Source organism: Nocardia jiangxiensis NBRC 101359 (assembly GCF_000308615.1).
GTDB lineage: Bacteria > Actinomycetota > Actinomycetes > Mycobacteriales > Mycobacteriaceae > Nocardia > Nocardia jiangxiensis.
This window is the reverse complement of the sequence record NZ_BAGB01000173.1, coordinates 174,563-193,769: the sequence shown is the minus strand read 5'-3', so window position 1 is coordinate 193,769 and position 19,207 is coordinate 174,563. Positions and strand designations below refer to the sequence as shown.

General features: G+C 67.4%; 16 protein-coding genes. 10 read left to right on the top strand and 6 right to left on the bottom strand.

Going from position 1 to position 19,207, the window contains the following annotated elements; translation table 11 throughout:
* Window positions 1-669 (top strand): TetR/AcrR family transcriptional regulator (locus ON40_RS46345; protein WP_306305420.1); only part of this gene is annotated, 669 nt, incomplete at its 5' end.
* Window positions 670-702: 33 nt separating this feature from the next.
* Here ON40_RS46345 and ON40_RS46340 read toward each other — a convergent pair.
* Both ON40_RS46340 and ON40_RS46335 read right to left on the bottom strand, forming a co-directional pair.
* Entirely contained in the window at window positions 703-1,053 is a 351-nt protein-coding gene (locus ON40_RS46340; protein WP_040832313.1) for a hypothetical protein, read from the bottom strand.
* A 369-nt stretch (window positions 1,054-1,422) separates the two neighbouring features.
* Window positions 1,423-2,064 (bottom strand): TetR/AcrR family transcriptional regulator, encoded by a 642-nt coding sequence (locus ON40_RS46335; protein WP_051194611.1) that lies wholly within the window; start codon window positions 2,062-2,064, stop codon window positions 1,423-1,425.
* Window positions 2,065-2,323: 259 nt separating this feature from the next.
* Between ON40_RS46335 and ON40_RS46330 the strand changes: the two genes are divergently transcribed.
* From ON40_RS46330 to ON40_RS46295, 7 genes are all read left to right on the top strand, one after another.
* Window positions 2,324-3,253 carry an NADP-dependent oxidoreductase gene (locus ON40_RS46330; protein ID WP_040832311.1) on the top strand — a complete coding sequence of 310 codons (930 nt, stop codon included), beginning with the start codon at window positions 2,324-2,326 and terminating at the stop codon, window positions 3,251-3,253.
* A 178-nt stretch (window positions 3,254-3,431) separates the two neighbouring features.
* Window positions 3,432-5,642, top strand: a complete 2,211-nt coding sequence (locus tag ON40_RS46325) for an MMPL family transporter (RefSeq protein ID WP_040832309.1) — start codon at window positions 3,432-3,434, stop codon at window positions 5,640-5,642.
* A gap of 81 nt (window positions 5,643-5,723) precedes the next feature.
* Entirely contained in the window at window positions 5,724-6,746 is a 1,023-nt protein-coding gene (locus ON40_RS46320) for a dihydroxyacetone kinase subunit DhaK (protein ID WP_040832308.1), read from the top strand.
* A complete protein-coding gene (gene dhaL, locus ON40_RS46315) occupies window positions 6,743-7,354 on the top strand; it encodes a dihydroxyacetone kinase subunit DhaL (RefSeq protein ID WP_040832307.1) in 612 nt (203 codons plus the stop codon). Before ON40_RS46320 ends, dhaL begins: the two co-directional genes overlap by 4 nt.
* A gap of 37 nt (window positions 7,355-7,391) precedes the next feature.
* Window positions 7,392-7,661, top strand: a complete 270-nt coding sequence (locus ON40_RS46310) for a hypothetical protein (protein ID WP_040832306.1) — start codon at window positions 7,392-7,394, stop codon at window positions 7,659-7,661.
* A 545-nt stretch (window positions 7,662-8,206) separates the two neighbouring features.
* Window positions 8,207-11,740, top strand: coding sequence for a carboxylic acid reductase (gene car, locus ON40_RS46300; protein ID WP_040832302.1), 3,534 nt, complete (start codon window positions 8,207-8,209; stop codon window positions 11,738-11,740).
* A 157-nt stretch (window positions 11,741-11,897) separates the two neighbouring features.
* Window positions 11,898-12,203 carry a winged helix-turn-helix transcriptional regulator gene (locus tag ON40_RS46295; RefSeq protein ID WP_083896444.1) on the top strand — a complete coding sequence of 102 codons (306 nt, stop codon included), beginning with the start codon at window positions 11,898-11,900 and terminating at the stop codon, window positions 12,201-12,203.
* A 282-nt stretch (window positions 12,204-12,485) separates the two neighbouring features.
* On the opposite strand, the gene ON40_RS46290 is transcribed toward ON40_RS46295, so the two are convergent.
* Entirely contained in the window at window positions 12,486-13,589 is a 1,104-nt protein-coding gene (locus tag ON40_RS46290) for an epoxyqueuosine reductase (protein WP_063713244.1), read from the bottom strand.
* Between the two features lie 216 nt (window positions 13,590-13,805).
* Here ON40_RS46290 and ON40_RS46285 point away from each other — a divergent pair, with 216 nt between their 5' ends.
* Entirely contained in the window at window positions 13,806-15,254 is a 1,449-nt protein-coding gene (locus tag ON40_RS46285; RefSeq protein WP_040832301.1) for an aldehyde dehydrogenase family protein, read from the top strand.
* A gap of 111 nt (window positions 15,255-15,365) precedes the next feature.
* Here the strand turns inward: ON40_RS46285 and ON40_RS46280 are convergent, their stop codons facing one another.
* A complete protein-coding gene (locus tag ON40_RS46280; protein ID WP_040832300.1) occupies window positions 15,366-16,277 on the bottom strand; it encodes an NAD-dependent epimerase/dehydratase family protein in 912 nt (303 codons plus the stop codon).
* Window positions 16,278-16,426: 149 nt separating this feature from the next.
* On the opposite strand from ON40_RS46280, the gene ON40_RS46275 reads away from it, so the two are divergent.
* The gene (locus ON40_RS46275) at window positions 16,427-16,894 is read left to right on the top strand and encodes a nuclear transport factor 2 family protein (RefSeq protein WP_040832299.1); all 468 of its coding nucleotides are present in this window, start codon (window positions 16,427-16,429) and stop codon (window positions 16,892-16,894) included.
* Between the two features lie 16 nt (window positions 16,895-16,910).
* On the opposite strand, the gene ON40_RS46270 is transcribed toward ON40_RS46275, so the two are convergent.
* Complete coding sequence (locus ON40_RS46270) at window positions 16,911-18,629, bottom strand: hypothetical protein (RefSeq protein WP_218009003.1); 1,719 nt, start codon at window positions 18,627-18,629, stop codon at window positions 16,911-16,913.
* A 430-nt stretch (window positions 18,630-19,059) separates the two neighbouring features.
* Complete coding sequence (locus ON40_RS55690; RefSeq protein WP_281033136.1) at window positions 19,060-19,188, bottom strand: hypothetical protein; 129 nt, start codon at window positions 19,186-19,188, stop codon at window positions 19,060-19,062.
* Window positions 19,189-19,207: the final 19 nt, after the last annotated feature.

Genomic DNA, 19,207 nt, shown 5'->3' with positions numbered 1-19,207 from the left:
GTGAGAGCGGTGACCGCTTATTTGCCTCACAACCTGCGCTCGGACGCCCGGGACAACCGCGAACGCATCCTCGATGCGGCGCGCTCGGTATTCGTCACCGACGGCCTCGAGGTACCGATCCGGGAGATCGCGCGCCGCGCCGAGGTCGGCCCCGCCACCGTCTACCGCCATTTCCCGACCAAGGAGATGTTGATCGCCGAGGCGTTCACCGATCAGATGCTCGCCTGCCGATCCATCGTCGACGAGGCACTGGCCGACCCGGATCCGTGGCGCGGCTTCTGCGGCGCGGTCGAACAACTCTGCGAGTTGCAGGCGCGCGACCACGGCTTCACCGCGGCATTCATGTCCACGTTCCCGCACGCGATGGACTTCGCCGCGATCCGCACGTCCTCGCTGACCGGCGCGGCCGAACTGATCCGCCGCGCCAAGGACAGCGGACAACTGCGGCCCGATATCGTCCTGGACGACCTCATCCTGATGATCATGGCCAACAACGGAATTCACGCGAATACGCCCGCCGCACGCCTGGCGGCCTCGCGCCGCTTCGCCGCCCACATCCTGCAGGCATTCCACGCCTCGCCCACGTCCGCGCCGCTGCCGCCGGTACCCCGGCTGGTGCCCGCGGTGGCCTTGCGCCGACCCGAGCGCACCAGCGAAACACGTGGTTGATCAACGGTTTTCGACCACCGTCGAGCAGGTACGTCAGGGCAGGACCTGCGGCACGACACTCGGGTTCGTCGCGCCGACGATGGCGCCGATGATGGTGCCCAGGGCAGAACCCGCGGAACCGGTCACCGAACCCGTCGCCAAGCCGACGGCCGACCCGACCGCGGAGCCGACCGAACCGCCCAGGGACGCACCGTTGAGCACCGGGTCGGGGATCAGCGCGTCAGGGTTGGTCGAAGTGTCCTTCTGCAACGGAATTCCGGCCACGGGCTCGGCAGCCCGACCGGTGTCGGCCGAGGCAACCCCGGCGAATACGGCCGTCGCGGCCAGCGGCAGAGCCGCGAAAGCCACCGCGCGCCTCGCTGTGCACAGGGTGATTCCAAGCATTTTTCCCCACCTTTCCACCCTTCGGCACAACCGAGGGCACGACGAGCAGAATGGTCCGGCCGCCGAACCGGAGTCGACCGTCGTCGGCCGCACTCACGGTCCGAGGTGCAGCCGGACTCCCGATATCGAGATCATCCAACCATACTGTGGCACAGACGATCTCATCGCCCATCGATATAACATGTTGGCGTAGCGACGATTACGGATCAGGTATCACCCACGGCCTCGAATACCCGGGCGGCTCCAGCCGACGACAGCCGCCTCGCCTGAAAACACTTACAGCACAATCAATTCACCCGGGTCGATAGCTTTGCGCAGCAGCTCGAGCATCTTCAGCGATCCGACACGACCGACCCGGCCGGACAGCCGTTACGAACCGGCTGCGTCAGGTGTGGGAGTTGTCCGCGTGGTCGGGAGTTTGATCGCCGACATGTACATTTCCAGGACCGGCCGGTAAAGGTCGATGTCGACCAGTTCGCTGCCGAGCACGACCGAATCACTGGTGGCGATGAGCGCGTGCGCGAAGGTCAGGGGTGGGACCAACAGGGCTCCGCCGATGCGGTCCAGGCCCTCGGTGACGAACTTGCCCAATTCCTCGGCGACCTCGGTCCGTTTGGCCTCGACTCGCGCGCGGGCGTCGGGGTTGCGGATCAGATACAGCGTGAACTCGTGCCCGAGGGCGGCGTGCTCGGCGCCCCGATCGCGACTCAGATCGCGCCACCGTCGCGCGATTTCGTCGAGTTCGCGGGCGCCCACCTCGCCTGCCGCGGACAGCACCTCGGTGAAGGTGTCGAAGTAGCGACGCCAGAACCTGTCGCTCAGCGCCAGGAAGAGTTCTTCCTTCGTCGTGAAGTGTTTGTAGACGGCGCCTTTGGTGTAACCGGCCGCGGAGGCGATGTCATCGATGGTCGCGGCCGTGAAGCCCTTCTCGGCGAACACTTCCTGCGCGGCGTCCAGGAGCAGTGCGCGAGTGCGCTCGAGGCGTCGCTCCTTCGTCCAGCGCTCGACCATGCCAGCGATTATGCCACGAACCTCAGAGACCGACCGATCCCTCGGATACCCGCCGGTATCTCCAGAGCATCGCACCGACACGCCCGAGACTCCTGGAGTGCGGTCGAGGTTCGGAGCACTCGTGCCAGGCTGACGATTCGTCACGAATCTCGAGCACGCCCGGCAGGCTGACCAGCCGGTGGATTGTCCGTCGCGGAGGTCGAACGGCCGGAGCGCAGATCGGAACGTCGATGGTCCGAACACGAACTGGAGGCGAATCATGCGAGTGGCGGTAGCGCAGGAACTGGGCGGGATCGACAGCGTGCACCTGACCGATCAGCCGACTCCGACGCCCGGGGCCGGACAGCTGCTGGTGCGGGTGCACTGCGCGGGTGTCGGGCCGTGGGATGTCGGGATGCTCAACAACGGTTTTCCGGGCCTGAGCACGCCGTTCGTCCCGGGGCAGGAGATCGCCGGAGTGGTCGAGGCGATCCATGACGGAGCCGAATTTCAACCGGGCCAACGCGTGTACGGGACGACGTTCCCCGTCGGCGGCGGGTTCGCCGAACTGGCGGTGGTGGACTCGGCCCGGATGGCCCCGATGCCGGCCACAACCGACTTCCCCGAGGCGGCGGGGCTGGCGATCGGCGCCGGAACCGCCTACGAAGGACTCATCGATCGCGGCGGACTGCGAGCCGGGGAAACCGTACTGATCACCGCGGCCTCGGGCGGCGTCGGCAGCGCCGCCGTGCAGATCGCGGCGGCCGCCGGGGCCCGCGTCCTCGGGGTGGCCAGCCCGCGCAACCACGACTACCTGCGGAACCTGGGCGCCGGCGAGGTCTTCGACTATCACGACGCGCACTGGGCCGAGCAGGTGCGCGCTGCCGTCGGCGGCGGTGTCGAGCTGCTGTTCGACGGGTCCGGCAGACCGACCCGCGACCTGGCCCTGACCGCGATCCGCGACGGCGGCCGGGCGATCTCCATCATCATGCAGGACCCGCTGCCCGATCTGGAGCGCGGAATCACCGGCGACACGTTCGCCGCACACGCCGATCGCGAGCGCTTGGACGCATTGAGTCGCCTGGTCGACGCGGGCAAACTCCGGCCGACGATCGAGGCCGTGCTGCCGTTGGATCAGGTCCGTGTGGCGCTCACGCGAGTCGCCGGTGGGCACACTCGCGGCAAGATCGTGCTGCGGACCGCGCAGTAGAACACGCTGGGCCGCAAGCACCCAGCGCATCGCCACATCCCCTGAACCGACGCGATCAGTCGGTATGCTCCGAGTTTGCGGGCTGTTCGGGCACGGTGATCGATTCCGGTGCGGCACTCGCACAGAAGCGAAACAGGCCACCGGTTCGACTGATCGTTGCCATGGGAAAGGCCACTGGATGTCCACCTATTTGTATCGCTTGGCGAAATGGTCCTTCCACCACCGCAGGCTGGTGCTTGCCCTGTGGTTGCTGCTTGCAGTGCTCATGATCGTGCTCGGCACGGTGAGCGGCGGGAAGACCAACGACAACTTCACCATTCCCGGCACCGAATCCGAGGACGTGGCAACACTTCTCACCCGCGAGATGCCCGCGGCCGCGGGTGGGCAGACCCAGATCGTGCTGGCCACGCACGGCAACGCGAAGATCACCGACGCCGGGAACGTGACCGCGATCGACACGATGATCACGAAGCTGCAGGCTATTCCGGGCGTCGTCGCGGTCGGCGACCCCTTCCAGACCAAGATGATCGCACCGAGCGGGCAGGCGGCCATCGCCACGGTGCAGTACTCGCAGGCGCCGGCGGACGTGCCGGACTCGACCTTCGACGCCGTGCGGACCGCGGTCGAACCCGCGCAGAATTCCGGTGTGCAGGTGGAGTATTCGGGCAGCGCCTATCCCGGATGGCTCATCTCGGTATCCGAGGTGCCCGAGATCGTCGGCATGCTCATCGCGTTCGTGATCCTGCTGGTGACCTTCGGCGCGTTCGTGGCCGCGGGTCTGCCGATCCTCAACGCGATCGTCGGGATCGTGGTCACCTTGATGGGCGTCACCGCGCTGGCCTCGGTGGTCACCATCGCCTCGGCCTCGACCACCGTGGCCATCATGCTCGGCCTGTCCTGCGGCATCGACTACGCGCTGTTCATCCTCTCGCGCCACCGCAACAACCTGATGACGGATATGAGCGTGGAGGATTCGGTTCCGCTGGCGGTCGGCACCGCGGGCAGTTCGGTGGTGTTCGCGGGGATCACGGTCATCGTCGCGCTGTGCGGGCTGGCCGTGGCGGGCATTCCCTTCCTCACAGTGATGGGCCTGGCGGCCGCCGCCGCGGTTCTGGTGGCCCTGCTCGTCTCGCTCACGCTGTTGCCCGCGCTGCTGGGCTTCGCCGGGTGGACGGTGGCGAAATTCCTGCAGTCCCCGCTGCGTCCCGGACGTCCCGAGGCGATCGCCCGCCAGGCCGTCGAACAGCCCGAACGCACCGCGGGCGCGGTCTGGGCGCGCTTCGTCGTGCGGTGGCGGTACCCGGTGCTCATTGCAGGCATCGTACTGCTCGCGGTGATCGCGGCTCCGGCGACGCAGATGAATCTCGGCCTGCCCAGCGGCTCGTCCAAGCCGACCTCGGACACCCAGCGCCGGGCCTACGACATCGTCGCGCAGAATTTCGGCCCCGGATACAACGGGCCGCTGCTGGTCGTGGTGGACAACGTCACCGATCCCGCCCAGCTCACCCCGATCACGCAGGCCCTGGGCAAACTGCCCGATGTCGCGGCCGTCGTCCCCGGATCCGGCGCCGGCGCCCTGCGCACGATCCAGGTCGTTCCGCAGTCCGGCCCGAACGATCCGAAGACCGCCGACCTCGTGCACTCGATTCGCAACCAGCGCAACGAGATCGAGGGTTCCACCGGCACGCGGATTCTGGTGGGCGGGACGACCGCGTCCAATATCGACGTCTCGGCGAAGCTGTCCGGGGCGCTGCCGGTATTCCTGGTCGTTGTCGTCGGACTGGCGTTCATCCTGCTGACCTTCGCCTTCCGGACCATCTGGGTGCCGATCAAGTCGATCATCGGCTTCCTGCTCTCGGTGGGCGCGGCGTTCGGGGCCGAGGTGGCGCTGTTCCAATGGGGTTGGGGCCAGCACATTTTCGGTATCGCGCCGGGTGAGATCATCAGCTTCCTGCCGATCGTCATGCTCGGCATCATCTTCGGATTGTCCAGCGACTACGAGGTTTTCGTCGTCTCGCGGATCAAGGAGGACTTCACCAAGAACGGCGACGCGCGCTTGGCCGTCGAACGCGGCACCGGGTACTCCGCGCGCGTGGTGACCGCTGCCGCGCTGATCATGTTCTCGATCTTCGTCGCCTTCATGATCAACAAGGATCCGACGATCAAGGCGATCGGATTCGGCTTCGCGGTGGGTGTGCTGCTCGACGCCTTCGTCGTCCGCCTGACCCTCGTCCCCGCGGTCATGGCGATCGCGCACCGCCAATTCTGGTACCACCCACAATGGTTCGCCAAGTACGTCCCGAATCCGGACATCGAGGGCGAGCGCCTCGAACAGCGTCTGGCCGCCGCGGCCGAGCGATCCCCGGAACCGGACGCGGTCGCACCGTAGGGAACGGAACTGCGCGCTACCGTTGGTCTGCGGCGACAACACCGTCGATGACCCCGTCCCCTCTCCCGCAGGAGCCGCTCGATGAGCTTTTTCGCCCACTCCCCCGACGACCTGGTCGACCGTGCACTCGCAGGCTTCGCCCGCGCGCACGCCGAATCGGTCTCGTACACCGCGGATCCGGGCTATCTGAGCGCCGTCGATCCCGCGCCGGGCCGGGTGGTCGGGCTGGTCTCCGGTGGTGGTTCGGGGCACGAGCCGATGCATGCCGGGTTCGTCGGGCGCGGCATGCTCGACGCCGCCTGTCCCGGAAGGATTTTCGCCTCCCCGCACAATCGGCAGGTGTACGAGGCATCCCGCGCGGTCGCGAAATCCGGTGGGGTGCTGCACATCGTGAAGAACTACACCGGCGATCGGATCAACTTCGGCATCGCCGCCGAACGCCTGCAGCACGATGGCATCGCCTGCGAACGGGTGCTGGTGGACGACGACGTGGCCACCGACTCCGAGGACATCGCGGTGGGCCGCCGCGGCACCGGCGCGACGGTGATCGTGGAGAAGCTGCTCGGCGCGGCCGCCGACGAGGGACGCTCGCTGACCGAACTGGCCGCGCTGGGCAAGCGGATCGTCGACGCCAGCCGCAGCATCGCCATCGCCTCCGCCGCGCAGACCGCGCCCGGCACCGGCCGACCGGCATTCGAACTTCCCAGTGGCGCAGTCGAATACGGAGTCGGCATTCACGGCGAACGTTCCGGCCGGATACGTATCGACACCGAAATCGACGCCCTGGTCAGCGATATGACCGGCGCGCTGGTGTCCGCGCTGGGCCTGGGCTCGGGGTCCCGTGTCATCGCGATGGCGAACGGCCTCGGCGCGACCATCCCGATGGAGCTGTACGGCGTATTCGACCGTCTCGCAACGGTTCTCGACCATCACGGCGTCGTCCTGGAACGTCAGGTGGTCGGCTCCCTGGTGACCGCACTGGATATGCGAGGCTTCTCGCTGTCGCTGACCCGCACCGACGACGAACTGACCCAGCTGTGGGACGCACCCGCCCACACCGCTGCCTGGCCCACAACCCCCCGAACCGGCGAGGACGCACGATGACCGAACCCACCGCCCGCCACTGGATCCTCGGCTTCGCCGACCGGGTCACCGCCGCCGAACCGCAGCTGACCGCCTACGACCAGGCCGCAGGCGACGGCGACTTCGGCACCAACATCACCGGCGCGGTCGCGCTGGTGCGCACCGAACTCGCCGCCCTGCCCGAAACCGCCCCCGCGAGTGATGTTCTCACCACAACCGCGACCGTCTTCCTGGACCGCGTCGGCGGCACCAGCGGTCCCCTGTTCGGTCTGCTGTTCCAGGCTCTGAGCAGGGCCGTCGGCGACACCCTGACCCCCGCGGCGCTGACGGAGGGCACGGCCGAGGGCCTGGCCGCCATCCAGCGCGTCGGCGAAGCCCAGGTCGGCGACAAGACCCTGGTCGACGCCCTCTCCCCCGCCGTGGACGCACTCCGATCTCTCGCACCGGACACCGGAGTGGACAAGGCATTCGAGGCCGCGGCAGCAGCCGCTGTCGACGGCGCCCGGAGCACCAGGGATATCCGCGCCCGCCGAGGCCGGGCCAGTTACGTCGGCGACCACGCCGTCGGCGTCCCCGACCCGGGCGCGGTCACCATCGGCCTGCTCTTCGGCGCATCCGAGGTCGACTGAGCTCGCCCGCGCGCCGGCCCGACGCGACTGCGACCGCGTGGAAGTCGTCCGCGGCACGGAAATCGGCGTCGACATCTCCATCACTCAGCTCCGAACGGAGTTCGATGCCGTCGTACTGGCATGTGGCGCAACCCAACCCCGCGACGCGGCAGACGAGCTCGGCCGCGCACTGTCCGAGTTGCCCGCGGTCGTCCCCGAGCCCGGACGGCACCCGGGCCCGGCCACCGATCGCCTGCGGGTCGTACTGTCCTTCGGCCGGAACGTGACCGGCATCGTCACCGACCTGCCCCGCGCTCCCGCCCGGTGAGCGGTGGCTGGCCGGTGCACCGGCGCGGAATCGCAGTGTGTGCACGATGCCGGCAATATCGCCGGCCAGGACTGCCGCGCGTCTCGGTCGGCGGCTTCCCGCCCCAGAGCGCGTGGCTATGATGGGGAGGTCGATGTCCGGCTCGAGCCGAGCTTCGGCAGTGTTGCCAGTGGTCACCCGGCGGACGGGACGAACTGCGAGGGTGGCCGGTGGCGCCGCTCGACCGGCGCTGCCGCACGGCGAGCCGTTCGACCCGATTTCGCTGCAGTTCGTGGTCGACGTCTCCGGCCGAGTCCCCAGGTTCGAGCTCACCGTCTGCGTACGGGCCCTGCCGCAGCGGGATCACCCGATCGACGGACAGCGTGTCGACGAGACGAACACGTTCTGGGATCGGACCGGGCGTCTGGTCGCCCGAAGCACCGAGATGCCGGCATACGACTCGGCTGACGGCAATTGCAGTCGGAGAGTTCGAAAAGACTTCGCCCCCAGCACAACGGAGGATGTTTTCGCTTTACCCGCGATCGACCGTAGGAGGAGGACCCATCGTGTCGGCTGATATGCGTGAAGAGCGGCTCGCACGCCGCGTCGCCGATTTGTGCGCCACTGACCGGCAGTTCGCCGATGCCCGGCCGGACGAAGCGGTGACCGAGGCGATCGAGCAACCCGGGCTCCGGCTCGCGGAGATCGTACGAACGATCACGGCGGGCTACGCGGACCGGCCGGCGCTCGGTCAGCGTGCGGTGGAATTGGTCATCGACCCGCAGACCGGCCGCCGCTCGCTCGATGTGCTGCCCCGGTTCGAGACCATCAGCTACCGCGAGTTGTGGGACCGCGCCGGGTGGGTCGCGAGAGCTTCGGCCGGTAATGCGGTGAGTCCGTTGCGGCCCGGGGATCGGGTCTGCATGCTGGGTTTCACCAGCGTCGACTACACGATTCTCGATACGGCGATGATCCGGCTCGGCGCGGTGGCGGTGCCACTGCAGACCAGTGCGCCGGTCACCGGACTGCAGGCCATCGTGGCCGAGACCGAGCCGAGGATGATCGCGGCGAGTATCGAGAATCTGTCCGACGCCGTGGAACTGGTGCTGACGGGCCCGACGCTGGCACGGTTGGTCGTGTTCGACTACCACCCCGAAGTGGACGACGAGCGCGAGGCGTTCGACGCCGCCCGCGCGAGGCTGGCTCGAGCGGACCGCGACGTGGTCGTGGAAACACTGGCCGACCTGGTCGAACGAGGAAGGGCGCTACCGGGGACACCGGAGATGGCTACCGGCGACAACGATTCGTTGGCACTGCTGATCTACACCTCCGGCAGCACCGGCGCGCCCAAAGGCGCGATGTACCCGCAGCGGATGGTCGCCGATCTGTGGCGCAGATCGTTCGGCGCGGTGTGGGGCCGGCGCGGCGCCGACCCGTCGATCACGCTCAACTTCATGCCGATGAGCCACGTCCTGGGACGCGGGACCATGTACGGAGCGCTCGGCGGCGGCGGCACGGTCTATTTCACGGCCAAGAGCGATCTGTCGACGCTGCTGGAAGACCTTGCGCTGGTGCGGCCGACCCAGCTGACGTTCGTGCCGCGGATCTGGGACATGCTGTTCCAGGAATTCCACAGCGAGCTGGCACGGCGCTCGTTCGACGGCGTCGATCGCGCGGCACTCGAAGCCGAGGTGATGGCGGAGCAGCGGCAGAACATGCTCGGCGGGCGGTTCGTCGTGGCGTTCACCGGCTCGGCGCCCATCTCGACCGAGCTGCGGGCGTTCGTCGAGTCCTATCTCGACATGCATCTGATGGACGGCTACGGCTCGACCGAGGCGTGGCCCATCTACATCGACGGACTGGTGCAACGCCCACCGGTGATCGACTACAAGCTGGTCGACGTCCCGGATCTCGGCTACTTCCACACCGATCGGCCACATCCGCGAGGCGAGCTCCTGGTCAAGTCGGACACCGTATTTCCCGGCTACTACAAGCGCCCCGACGTCACCGCCGAAGTGTTCGACCAGGACGGCTACTACCGCACCGGAGACGTGATGGCCGAGGTCGGTCCCGACCGGCTCGTCTACCTCGACCGCCGCAACAACGTGTTGAAGCTTTCGCAAGGCGAGTTCGTGACCGTCTCGAAGTTGGAGGCGGTGTTCGGAGACAGCCCGCTGATCGAACAGATCTACATCTACGGCAACAGCGCGCGCGCCTACCTGCTGGCAGTCGTGGTGCCCAGCAAGGACGCGTCGGCCCGCAGCGGCGGCGATACGTCCGCGCTCGAGCGACTCCTCAGCGACGAGCTACAGAAAATCGGGAGAACGGCCGGACTTCAGTCCTATGAGATCCCGCGCGACTTCATCATGGAGACAACACCATTCACGCCCGAGAACGGCCTGCTCACCGGCATTCGCAAGCTGGCACGACCGAAACTCAAGGAGCGTTACGGCGAGCGTCTGGAACATCTCTACACCGAGACCGCCGAGGGCCAGGCCGAGGAACTGCGCGCGTTGCGCCGGAACGGCAGCGACCGGCCGGTGCTGGAGACCGTCGGCCGGGCCGCAGCCGCGTTACTGGGGGTGGCGGCCGGTGACCTGCGTCCCGACGCGCACTTCACCGACCTGGGCGGAGACTCCTTGTCGGCGTTGACATTCGGGAACCTGCTGCACGAGATCTTCGACGTCGACGTTCCGGTCGGTGTGATCGTCAGCCCGGCCACCGACCTGCGGGCCCTCGCCGCTTACATCGAGGCCCAGCGGGCGCGCGACGGGAAACGGCCCACGTTCGCCACGGTGCACGGCCGCGACGCCACCGAGGTCCACGCCCGTGACCTGACACTGGACAAGTTCATCGATGCCGAGCTGCTGGACACCGCCGCAACGCTGCCGCGGGCGAGTGCGCAGGTGCGGACCGTGCTCTTGACCGGAGCCACCGGATTCCTGGGCCGATTCCTGGCCCTGGAGTGGCTGGAGCGGCTGTCGTTGGTCGGCGGCAGGTTGATCTGCCTGGTACGGGCGACCGACGACACGGCGGCTCGGGCACGCCTCGACGCGGTGTTCGACAGCGGCGACACGCAGTTGCTGCGCCATTACCGGGAGCTGGCCGCCGATCATCTCGAGGTCGTCGCCGGTGACAAGGGCGAGGCGGATCTGGGCCTGGACCGACAAAGATGGCAGCAATTGGCGGACACCGTCGATCTGATCGTGGATCCCGCGGCGCTGGTCAACCATGTCCTGCCCTACAGCCAGCTCTTCGGCCCCAACGCCTTGGGCACCGCGGAGCTGATCCGGATCGCGCTCACCACGAAACTCAAGCCGTTCATCTATCTGTCGACCGTCGGCGTCGGCGACCAGATCACGCCCTCGGCATTCACCGAGGACGCCGACATCCGGGCGATCAGCCCGGACCGCGCGATCAACGACGACTATGCCAACGGCTACGGCAACAGCAAGTGGGCGGGCGAAGTCCTGCTGCGGGAGGCCCACGACCTGTGCGGGCTTCCGGTTTCGGTCTTCCGCTGCGACATGATTCTGACCGACACCGAATACCTGGGCCAGCTCAATCTGCCGGACATGTTCACTCGGCTGATGCTCAGCCTGGTCGCCACCGGCATCGCGCCCGGCTCCTTCTACGAACTCGACGCCGAAGGCCACCGACAACGCGCGCACTACGACGGACTGCCCGTCGACTTCATCGCCGAGGCCATCGCCACCCTCGGCCAGCATCCGGCCGACGGGTTCGAGACCTACCACGTGATGAATCCGTACGACGACGGCATCGGACTCGACGAATACGTCGACTGGCTGACCGAGGCAGGGTACGCAATCCAGCGGATCCCCGACTACGCCGCCTGGCTACACCGCTTCGACACCGCCATGCGTGCGCTGCCCGAACAGCAGCGCCAGTACTCCCTACTGCCCCTGCTGCACAGCTACCGACACCCCGCAAAGCCGATCAGCGGGTCGATCGCGCCGACCGACCACTTCCGCTCCGCGGTGCAAGCCGCGAAAATCGGCCACGACAAGGACATCCCCCACGTCTCCGCCCCGATCATCGTCAAATACATCACCGATCTCCAACTGCTCCAACTACTCTGAACCACCGAGCCGGGCTTCAGCCCGTGCGGGCCGGAGTCGACAGCGGAACGGCCTCGCTCCGAAACCTGTTCGGGGCGAGGCCGTTTCCCGCTGACGCGGCGCTGGATGATCAGGCCGACGGGCGGGTGAACTCTCCGCCCAGCACGCCGCAGTCACCTTGTACGCGCTGGCAGAGGGCCCCAAGCGGCACAGTGAACTTGTCGCTCTGTCCGGCGGGATCTCCCGGAAGGTGCTGACCCAGACCCTGCGCCGCCTGCAGAGCAACGGCCTCATCGATCGACAGCGGTACGCCGAAGTGCCCCCACGGGTGGAATACAGCCTGACCCCGCTCGGCCGGACGCTCCAGGCGCCGATAGCGATGCTGACGGAGTGGGCGCAGACATACGGAGAAGCACTCGTCGACTTCCAGGAATCGGCGGCCGCGAACCACCGGCACCAGGTTCGGGCAGCCCACACCTTGTGATGCTGTCGGTTGCCGGATCGAACACCCGAAACTCGGCATTTCAGCGCGTCGCCAACTGATTCTGTGGGTCTGCCGCTCGAAGTACCGGCGCCGCCCTGCATACTTCGCCGGACCTGAGCCGCTGGGCACCCTGATCATGTACGAGCAGCCAGGCTGCCGGTCCGCTTCGCCTGCTACCGTGCACGCTCTCGGGCGCTGAGCGTGCACGTCGCCCGGCCTCGGCCCATCGGCTACCGGTTCGCCTGTGGCAGTGGGGAATTCGATCGCCTGCCTATGCGCAGATCACGCCGACGGGTCGCGCGGGCGCGGCCGGGGTCCGATCTGGTCGAGCAGGTCGTTGACCTCATCCGGGAAGCCGTTGGTGACCGGTTTGGCGGTCTTGTGCGGAAACCGGCGCGTGACATGCTCTTCCGCGGCCGATCCGGACAGTACGTAGACCGGCTCCGCCTTGTTCTGCAACGGGCGCACGACCTCGTCGAGATGCTCTCGCCGGTTGTCCAGGAAGGCTCCGATGACGTCCTCTCCCGCCGGGCACACCGCCATGCAGTACCCGGCCTTGTAATTGGGTTTGAACGACAGGCTCTGCCACATCGAGAACGATTCGCCCGTGGCCACCCGCTCGCGATATTCGTCGCGGTCCGCGCTGTCGGCGATGGTCTCGGCCCAATCGGTGAAGCCGCCCATGAACTCTCGGTAGTTGTGGGTGTAGCACGCCTGGAAATCGAAGCCGCCGTCCTCGGCGATCGCGCCGACCGGGCATGCGGACACGCACAGTTTGCACTCGAGGCACGGGTTGAACTCCAGCGCCGCACTCGGCTCGTCGACCACCGCGTCGGTGACCACCGTGCCCAGCAGGATGAAGTTGCCGAACTTCGGGTGAATCACGTTGCGGTGGATGCCCATCACACCGAGTCCGGCGGCCTCGGCCACGACCTTGTGCGCGATCACCCAGATGCGTCCCGGGAACTGGTCGACCTCCATCGGGTACCCGGGCGCGGGATATACCGCGCGGTATCCGGCATCCTGCAGCGCCCGGGTGATCCGGCGGGAGACCTCGTTGGTCTCGTCGTCGGCATGATTGAACTCGGTATTGGCCAGACTGCGCATCGGGCTGCGCAGGTTGTCGCGGTTCATCCGCACGCAGAACGATACGAAAGTCCGTGCGGCGGGCAGGATTCCGCGTGCATGCTCCAGTTCCGCAGCCACCCGCGGATCGTCCACTGCGACGAAGCCCACATCGTCGGCGCCGGCTTCCCGGCATATCTCGCGCAGCCGAGCGGCGCTCAGCACGGCGGCGGGCCGCGCCCTGCCCTGCTCGGCCATCCGCCGGACGGTCGGATGCTCCGCCAACCGCCGCGGTCTCGTGGGTTCGGAATCCATCACCATCGGGGCCTCCTCGCCTGTCTCCCCGAGACCGTCACGGCCTCAACAGGTTAGACACCGCGGCGCGCGGAAACTCATCGCTCACCGACCTAGTAGATCAACACTCTTGTCTGACGAAATTGCTATTCCCCTTTGAAGAGAGTGTTATTCTCGTCGCATTCGCACCCACGGAGAGGCGCTTGCACATGTCGGAGCGGCTCGGCGAAAGGACAACGGACAGTGAGTAACGCCATCGACGTCGAAACTGCGGTCGAAAGCCCGAGCTCGGGGATCATCCCGGTCTACGACCCGTCCACCGAGGAGTTGATCGCGGAGGTTGCCGATTCCGACCGCAAGGCCGTCGACGAGGCGGTGGCTCGGGCGCGCGAAACCTTCGAATCAGGCGTGTGGCGCAAGCTGCCCGCCGCACACCGCGCGGACGTACTGTTCCGGGCCGCGAACATCATCCGGGACCGCATCGACGAACTCGCCGCGCTCGAGGCCCGCGACAACGGGATGAACGCCACCGCCGCGAGCCACATCATCAAGGTGTCGCTGGAGATGCTGGTGTACTACGCCGGGTGGGTCGGCAAGATCCACGGCGAGTCGGCCAATCTCGTATCCGACGGCCTGCTGGGCGAATTCGAGAACTACCACACCTTCACCCAGTACGAGCCGGTCGGCGTCGTCGGCCTCATCATCCCCTGGAACGGGCCGTTCTTCGTCGCGATGCTCAAGGTCGCGCCCGCCCTCGCGGCCGGCTGCAGCGCCGTGCTCAAGCCCGCCGAGGAGACGCCCCTGACCGCCCTGAAACTCGAGGAGATCTTCCGCGAGGCAGGGCTGCCCGACGGCGTGCTGAACGTCGTCACCGGCTACGGCGAGACCACGGGCGCGGCGCTCACCGCGCATCCGGACGTGGACAAGATCTCGTTCACCGGGTCGACCGAGGTCGGGCGGCTGATCGTCAATGCGGCCGCAGGCAACCTCAAGCGCCTCACGCTCGAACTGGGCGGCAAGTCACCGCTGATCATGTTCGAGGACGCCAATCTGGACAAGGCGATCATGGGTGCGGGCATGGGCCTGCTCGCCGGTTCCGGACAGAACTGTTCGTGCACCTCGCGCATCTACGTGCAGCGCGGCATCTACGACCGGGTCGTGGAGGGTCTGGCCGCCTTCGCCGAGATGCTGCCGATGGGCGGCAGTGACGATCCCAATTCGGTTCTGGGACCGCTGATCAGCGAGAAACAGCGCCGACGCGTGGCAGGCATCGTCGAGGACGGCGTGGCCGCGGGCGCAGAGGTGGTGACCGGCGGTCAGGTGCTGGATCGACGCGGCTACTTCTACGAGGCGACGATCATCACCGGCACCACGCCCGATATGCGCCTGATCCGTGAGGAGATCTTCGGCCCGGTCGGTTCGGTGATCCCGTTCGACGACGAGGACGAGGTGATCGCCGCCGCGAACGATACGCACTACGGCCTGGCCGGATCCATCTGGACCGAGAACCTCGGGCGGGCCCATCGCGTCGTCAACGAGCTTCGCGCGGGCCAGATCTGGGTGAACTCCGCACTCGCCTCGGATCCCTCGATGCCGATCTCCGGACACAAGCAGTCGGGCTGGGGTGGCGAGCGCGGCAAGAAGGGCATCGAGGCTTACTTCAACCTCAAGTCCGTCTACATCGGCCACTGACCGCTGCCGACGGGTTCTGGCACCGAGGAAGAACCGGTGGAGCCGGCTCCACCGGTTTCCTGCCGTTCGACCATCGGCCGCAGGCACGGATCATCTGTCCGCGTCAGTAATTCAGTGCGCTGCCGAGACGACGTCGACGAGCGCTCGGACCGCTCGGGCACAGTCGTCGCGGATGTAGCCCAGACGACGCACCTCGTCCGGGTCGGGCTCGTAGGCCAGCGTGTTTCCGCGGCCCTGGATGATGGAGGCGTCCGGTTGCAGCCGGTGTTGTTCGTCGCGCTCGGCGATGACCCGATCACCGCCCGCAGCGTCGACGAGCATTTGGAAGAACTGCCGGTAGGACAGGTTTTCATCACCCACCAGATAGGCCGCGCCGGACTCCCCGTGCCGCAGCGCACCGCGAATCGCTTGTGCGAGTGAGGCAGCGGACATGTAGTTGGTTCCGCCGACAGGTGCGAAGTCCGGGATACCCGGTTCGTTTCCGGCCGCCCACGACACCATCCGCCGGTAACGCCGTGCCGAGGACCCCGGCACCGCGCCGATGATCGACGGTGGGTTGAGGGTGCACGCGATGAACGAGTCGTCCGCCAGGGCACGTACGCCCTCGTCGGCGGCCTTGCGCGCCGCGATGTACGGGTTGTGCTCGGCGAGGTCCGGTCGCAGCTGGTGGTAGTAGCTGCCCACCTGCACGAACCGACTCACCCCGGCCCCTCTGGCCAGTTCGGCGATGCGGGGGACGCCGACGCTCTGCGTGGTCTGCCAGAACTCCTGTGCGTCGTCCTCGGGTTTCTTGTGCCGCACGTCCTGCCCCGCGGCGAAGACGATGCCGTCGAACGGCGCGAGCTGCTCCCGAGTCCAGGACGGAACTGTGTAATCGCCCATCAGCAAAGGAAATTCGCGCACCGGAGAGTCGTCGGACAGCGGGCCCCGGCCGGCGACGGTGACGTCGTCACCGTGTTCGCGCAGATGCAGCGCGGTGTGAGCGCCGATCATGCCGGTTCCGCCGATGACCAGAATCTTCATGAACGAATACCTCTCCGGCGTCGGCCTCTTCGAGCACGTCGCCCCGATGCTATCCACACCGACACGAGCCGATCGTCCGAGTCTCGACCAGTGGACACATCCGCCGCTCCTACCAGCGAATCTCCTGTGCCCGTGCTGAGATTGGCACCGTGGAACCTGCCGACACGCTTGCCGTGACCATGCTCGCGGCTCGATATGCGCACAGCGTGGACCGCCGCGATGCCACGCGGCTCGCATCGTTGCTCACGCCGGAGGTGGTCCTCGTCCTGCCGCCCGAGCTGAACGGGGCGGACGCGCCGAGCGAGTTGACGGGCAGGCAGGAGGTGGTCGATTCGGTCCTGAAATCCGTGTCACGCTTCGTCGCCACCCGACACGTGCTCGAGCAACAGACCCTGGAGATGATCTCCCGTAACGGGGCGCGTGGCGAAGCGTATTGCACTGCACACCACATCTATTCGCGCGACGGCGGTCACCGGGACGCTCGGATCGCCATCCGATACCAGGACACTTTTGCCCGCGACGGCGACACCTGGCTGTTCTCCCGTCGCGAGCTCGTGGTCGACTTCATCGAGGACGTACCGGTGACCTTGCCCGCACCGCCCGGACCGGCAGTCTGACCGAACGCGGAGCGGGCTACCGGACCACGCTGGCGAAGTCGGCGAGGGCGGTGGAGATCGGTTCGGGCCGATGGTCGTTCTGATCGGCAGCCGCGGTGAGCACGTCCAGATGGTGATAGCCCGGCGCGACGACCAGGCGACCCGACCGTGGCACGCCGTTGGCGACCACCAGACCCGATCCGCCCAGCAGATCGATCGTCGGATTCGCCGCGCTGCCCTCGGGATGGACCAGCAGACGGGATATCTGCGGGTCGGACGCCTGGAACAGATCGGTCGCCAGCTTGGTCGGGAAGTAGTCCTCGGTGAACGGCAGTGGTTGTTCGGCCAGGCTGCGCGCCAGTTCGCCGATATCGGTCACCTCGGTTTCCGTTGTGGCGTAAGGCTTTCCGGCACGGTCGCGGTAGACCGGCGCGCCGGGTGCGCCGATCCGGTCGTAGTTGCGCCAGGTGTACAGCGGGCCACCCGGTTGATCCGGGATACCCAGGGTGTCCGGGCCCAGTGCCGCACTGGTCAGCGGGGTCAGCGCCGGGTTGTGCGCGAGATCCTGCGGTAGCGGAAAGTCCTTGTCGCGCACCGGTCCCCCGTCGAAGAAGCCGGGACTGGTTTGCAGGAAGGCCAGTGGCTGGGAGGCGTTGCCCAGGAGCGCGCCCAGCACCGCGGAGTTGGTGAGCCGGAACTGCCGGACCGACGGGGACCCCGTGGCGAATGCGGCCGCGTCACGGGAGAACAGGAAGCGCAACGTGGTGTCCAGATTCGGGGTGAGCGGCAGCGCCGCCGCGAGGTGGCTCAGCCCACCCGGATCCACGTCGGCGGCCAGGCCGACGATGCCCAGCAGGGTCATGGTCTCGGGTCCGATGAGTACCGGCAGGTTCAGCGTGCGCGGCGCAACGCCCGAACGCAGCGCGGCCTGGGTCGCCTCGTAGTCGAGTCCGCCGCTGGGCAGGATCGCCGAGGGTGACGGCAGCCCGGACAGCGCGGACAACGACGGGGAGATCGCGGTGTCCAGCGCGAAATAGCCTGCGCACTGCCGATATCCGGGATTGCCGCCGAAATCCGCATCGGCGAAGAAGGCCGTCACCACGCCGCCCAGGGAGTGCCCGCCGCACAACACTTTCCGTTGCCGCAGTGCGAGATCGGGCAGTTCGTGGACCAGCAGGTCGTACTGGTCGGTGATCGTCTGCGCGATACCGACGTTCGCCAGCCACCCCACCTGGTCGTTGCCGAGGAAGCCCGCGAAGGTGTGCCCTTCGACCGGGCGATGGTGATAGTAGTAGTCGATCGCGACGTCGTAGTCGTGCGCCGCCAGGCCCGCGCGCACGCCGCTGTGGTCGTCGAGGCAGTTGGACCGCCGATCCAGCGCCCAGAACTCGATGTGCGCACCGTTTCGCGCCGCCGCGGCGACGGTGTTGCGGGCGACGCTGTCGAATGCCCCGGCGCCCTCCAGGATGCCAGGCTGGGCGATCAGAATCCGGTCCGCGGCGGCTGCGGCGGAGGGCCCATTCACATCCCGGTATCGCAGATACGACAGCCAATCGCAGGCCGCGGGATGCGGGCCGATCGAGTTCGGTAGCGGAATATGCACGCGCACAACGGATTCGTCCACGGAGCTGATCGGCGACGCGATGTGCACCGGCGTCTCCACCCGATCCGTCCCCGCCGGGTCGGCCCCCGCACCGGGAGCGACCGGCAACGCGGCCGCGACCACACTCGCCGCTACAACCAGCACCCTGGACACAGGTCCGGTGACACCTCGCCGCATCGAACCACTCTCCTCATCGAGATTCTCGCGGGCTTCGCTCGATAGCGTACGGTCGGCGGGCGATCCCCGGACCGGATCGCCTCTGTCCGCTCTCCGGACCTGAGCACCTCGATACTGTGATCCACCACAGTCGCCGCACGCCGAGAGACTTCCGGCGACGTCACGAAACGCTCTCCCGCACTTGAAGATAAGATGCGGCCTCGCTCAGGCCGACCAGAATGCCGCCGCTTCGCCGAAAGCGAGCGATGCCCACCCGGACGGCGAACGACCCGCCAGTGCCGTGCTGCGAACGATCGATCGCGGCAGTGGCTCGGACGAGGTCTCGCTTACGCCGGTCGGCATGGCGCCGCTTCGCCGAAGGCCGGCGATGCTCACCCCGGGCAGCGGACGACCCGCCCGTGCCGCGCTACGAACAGTCGACCGCGGCAGTGCCTCTCGTCAACCGCTGCCCGATCGCATCAATATGCGCGGCGTTCAGGGCGCACAACGGATGGACGCCGACGACCAGCCACACCCCCTGCCGGTCATCGACCACCGGGGCCACGATAATGACG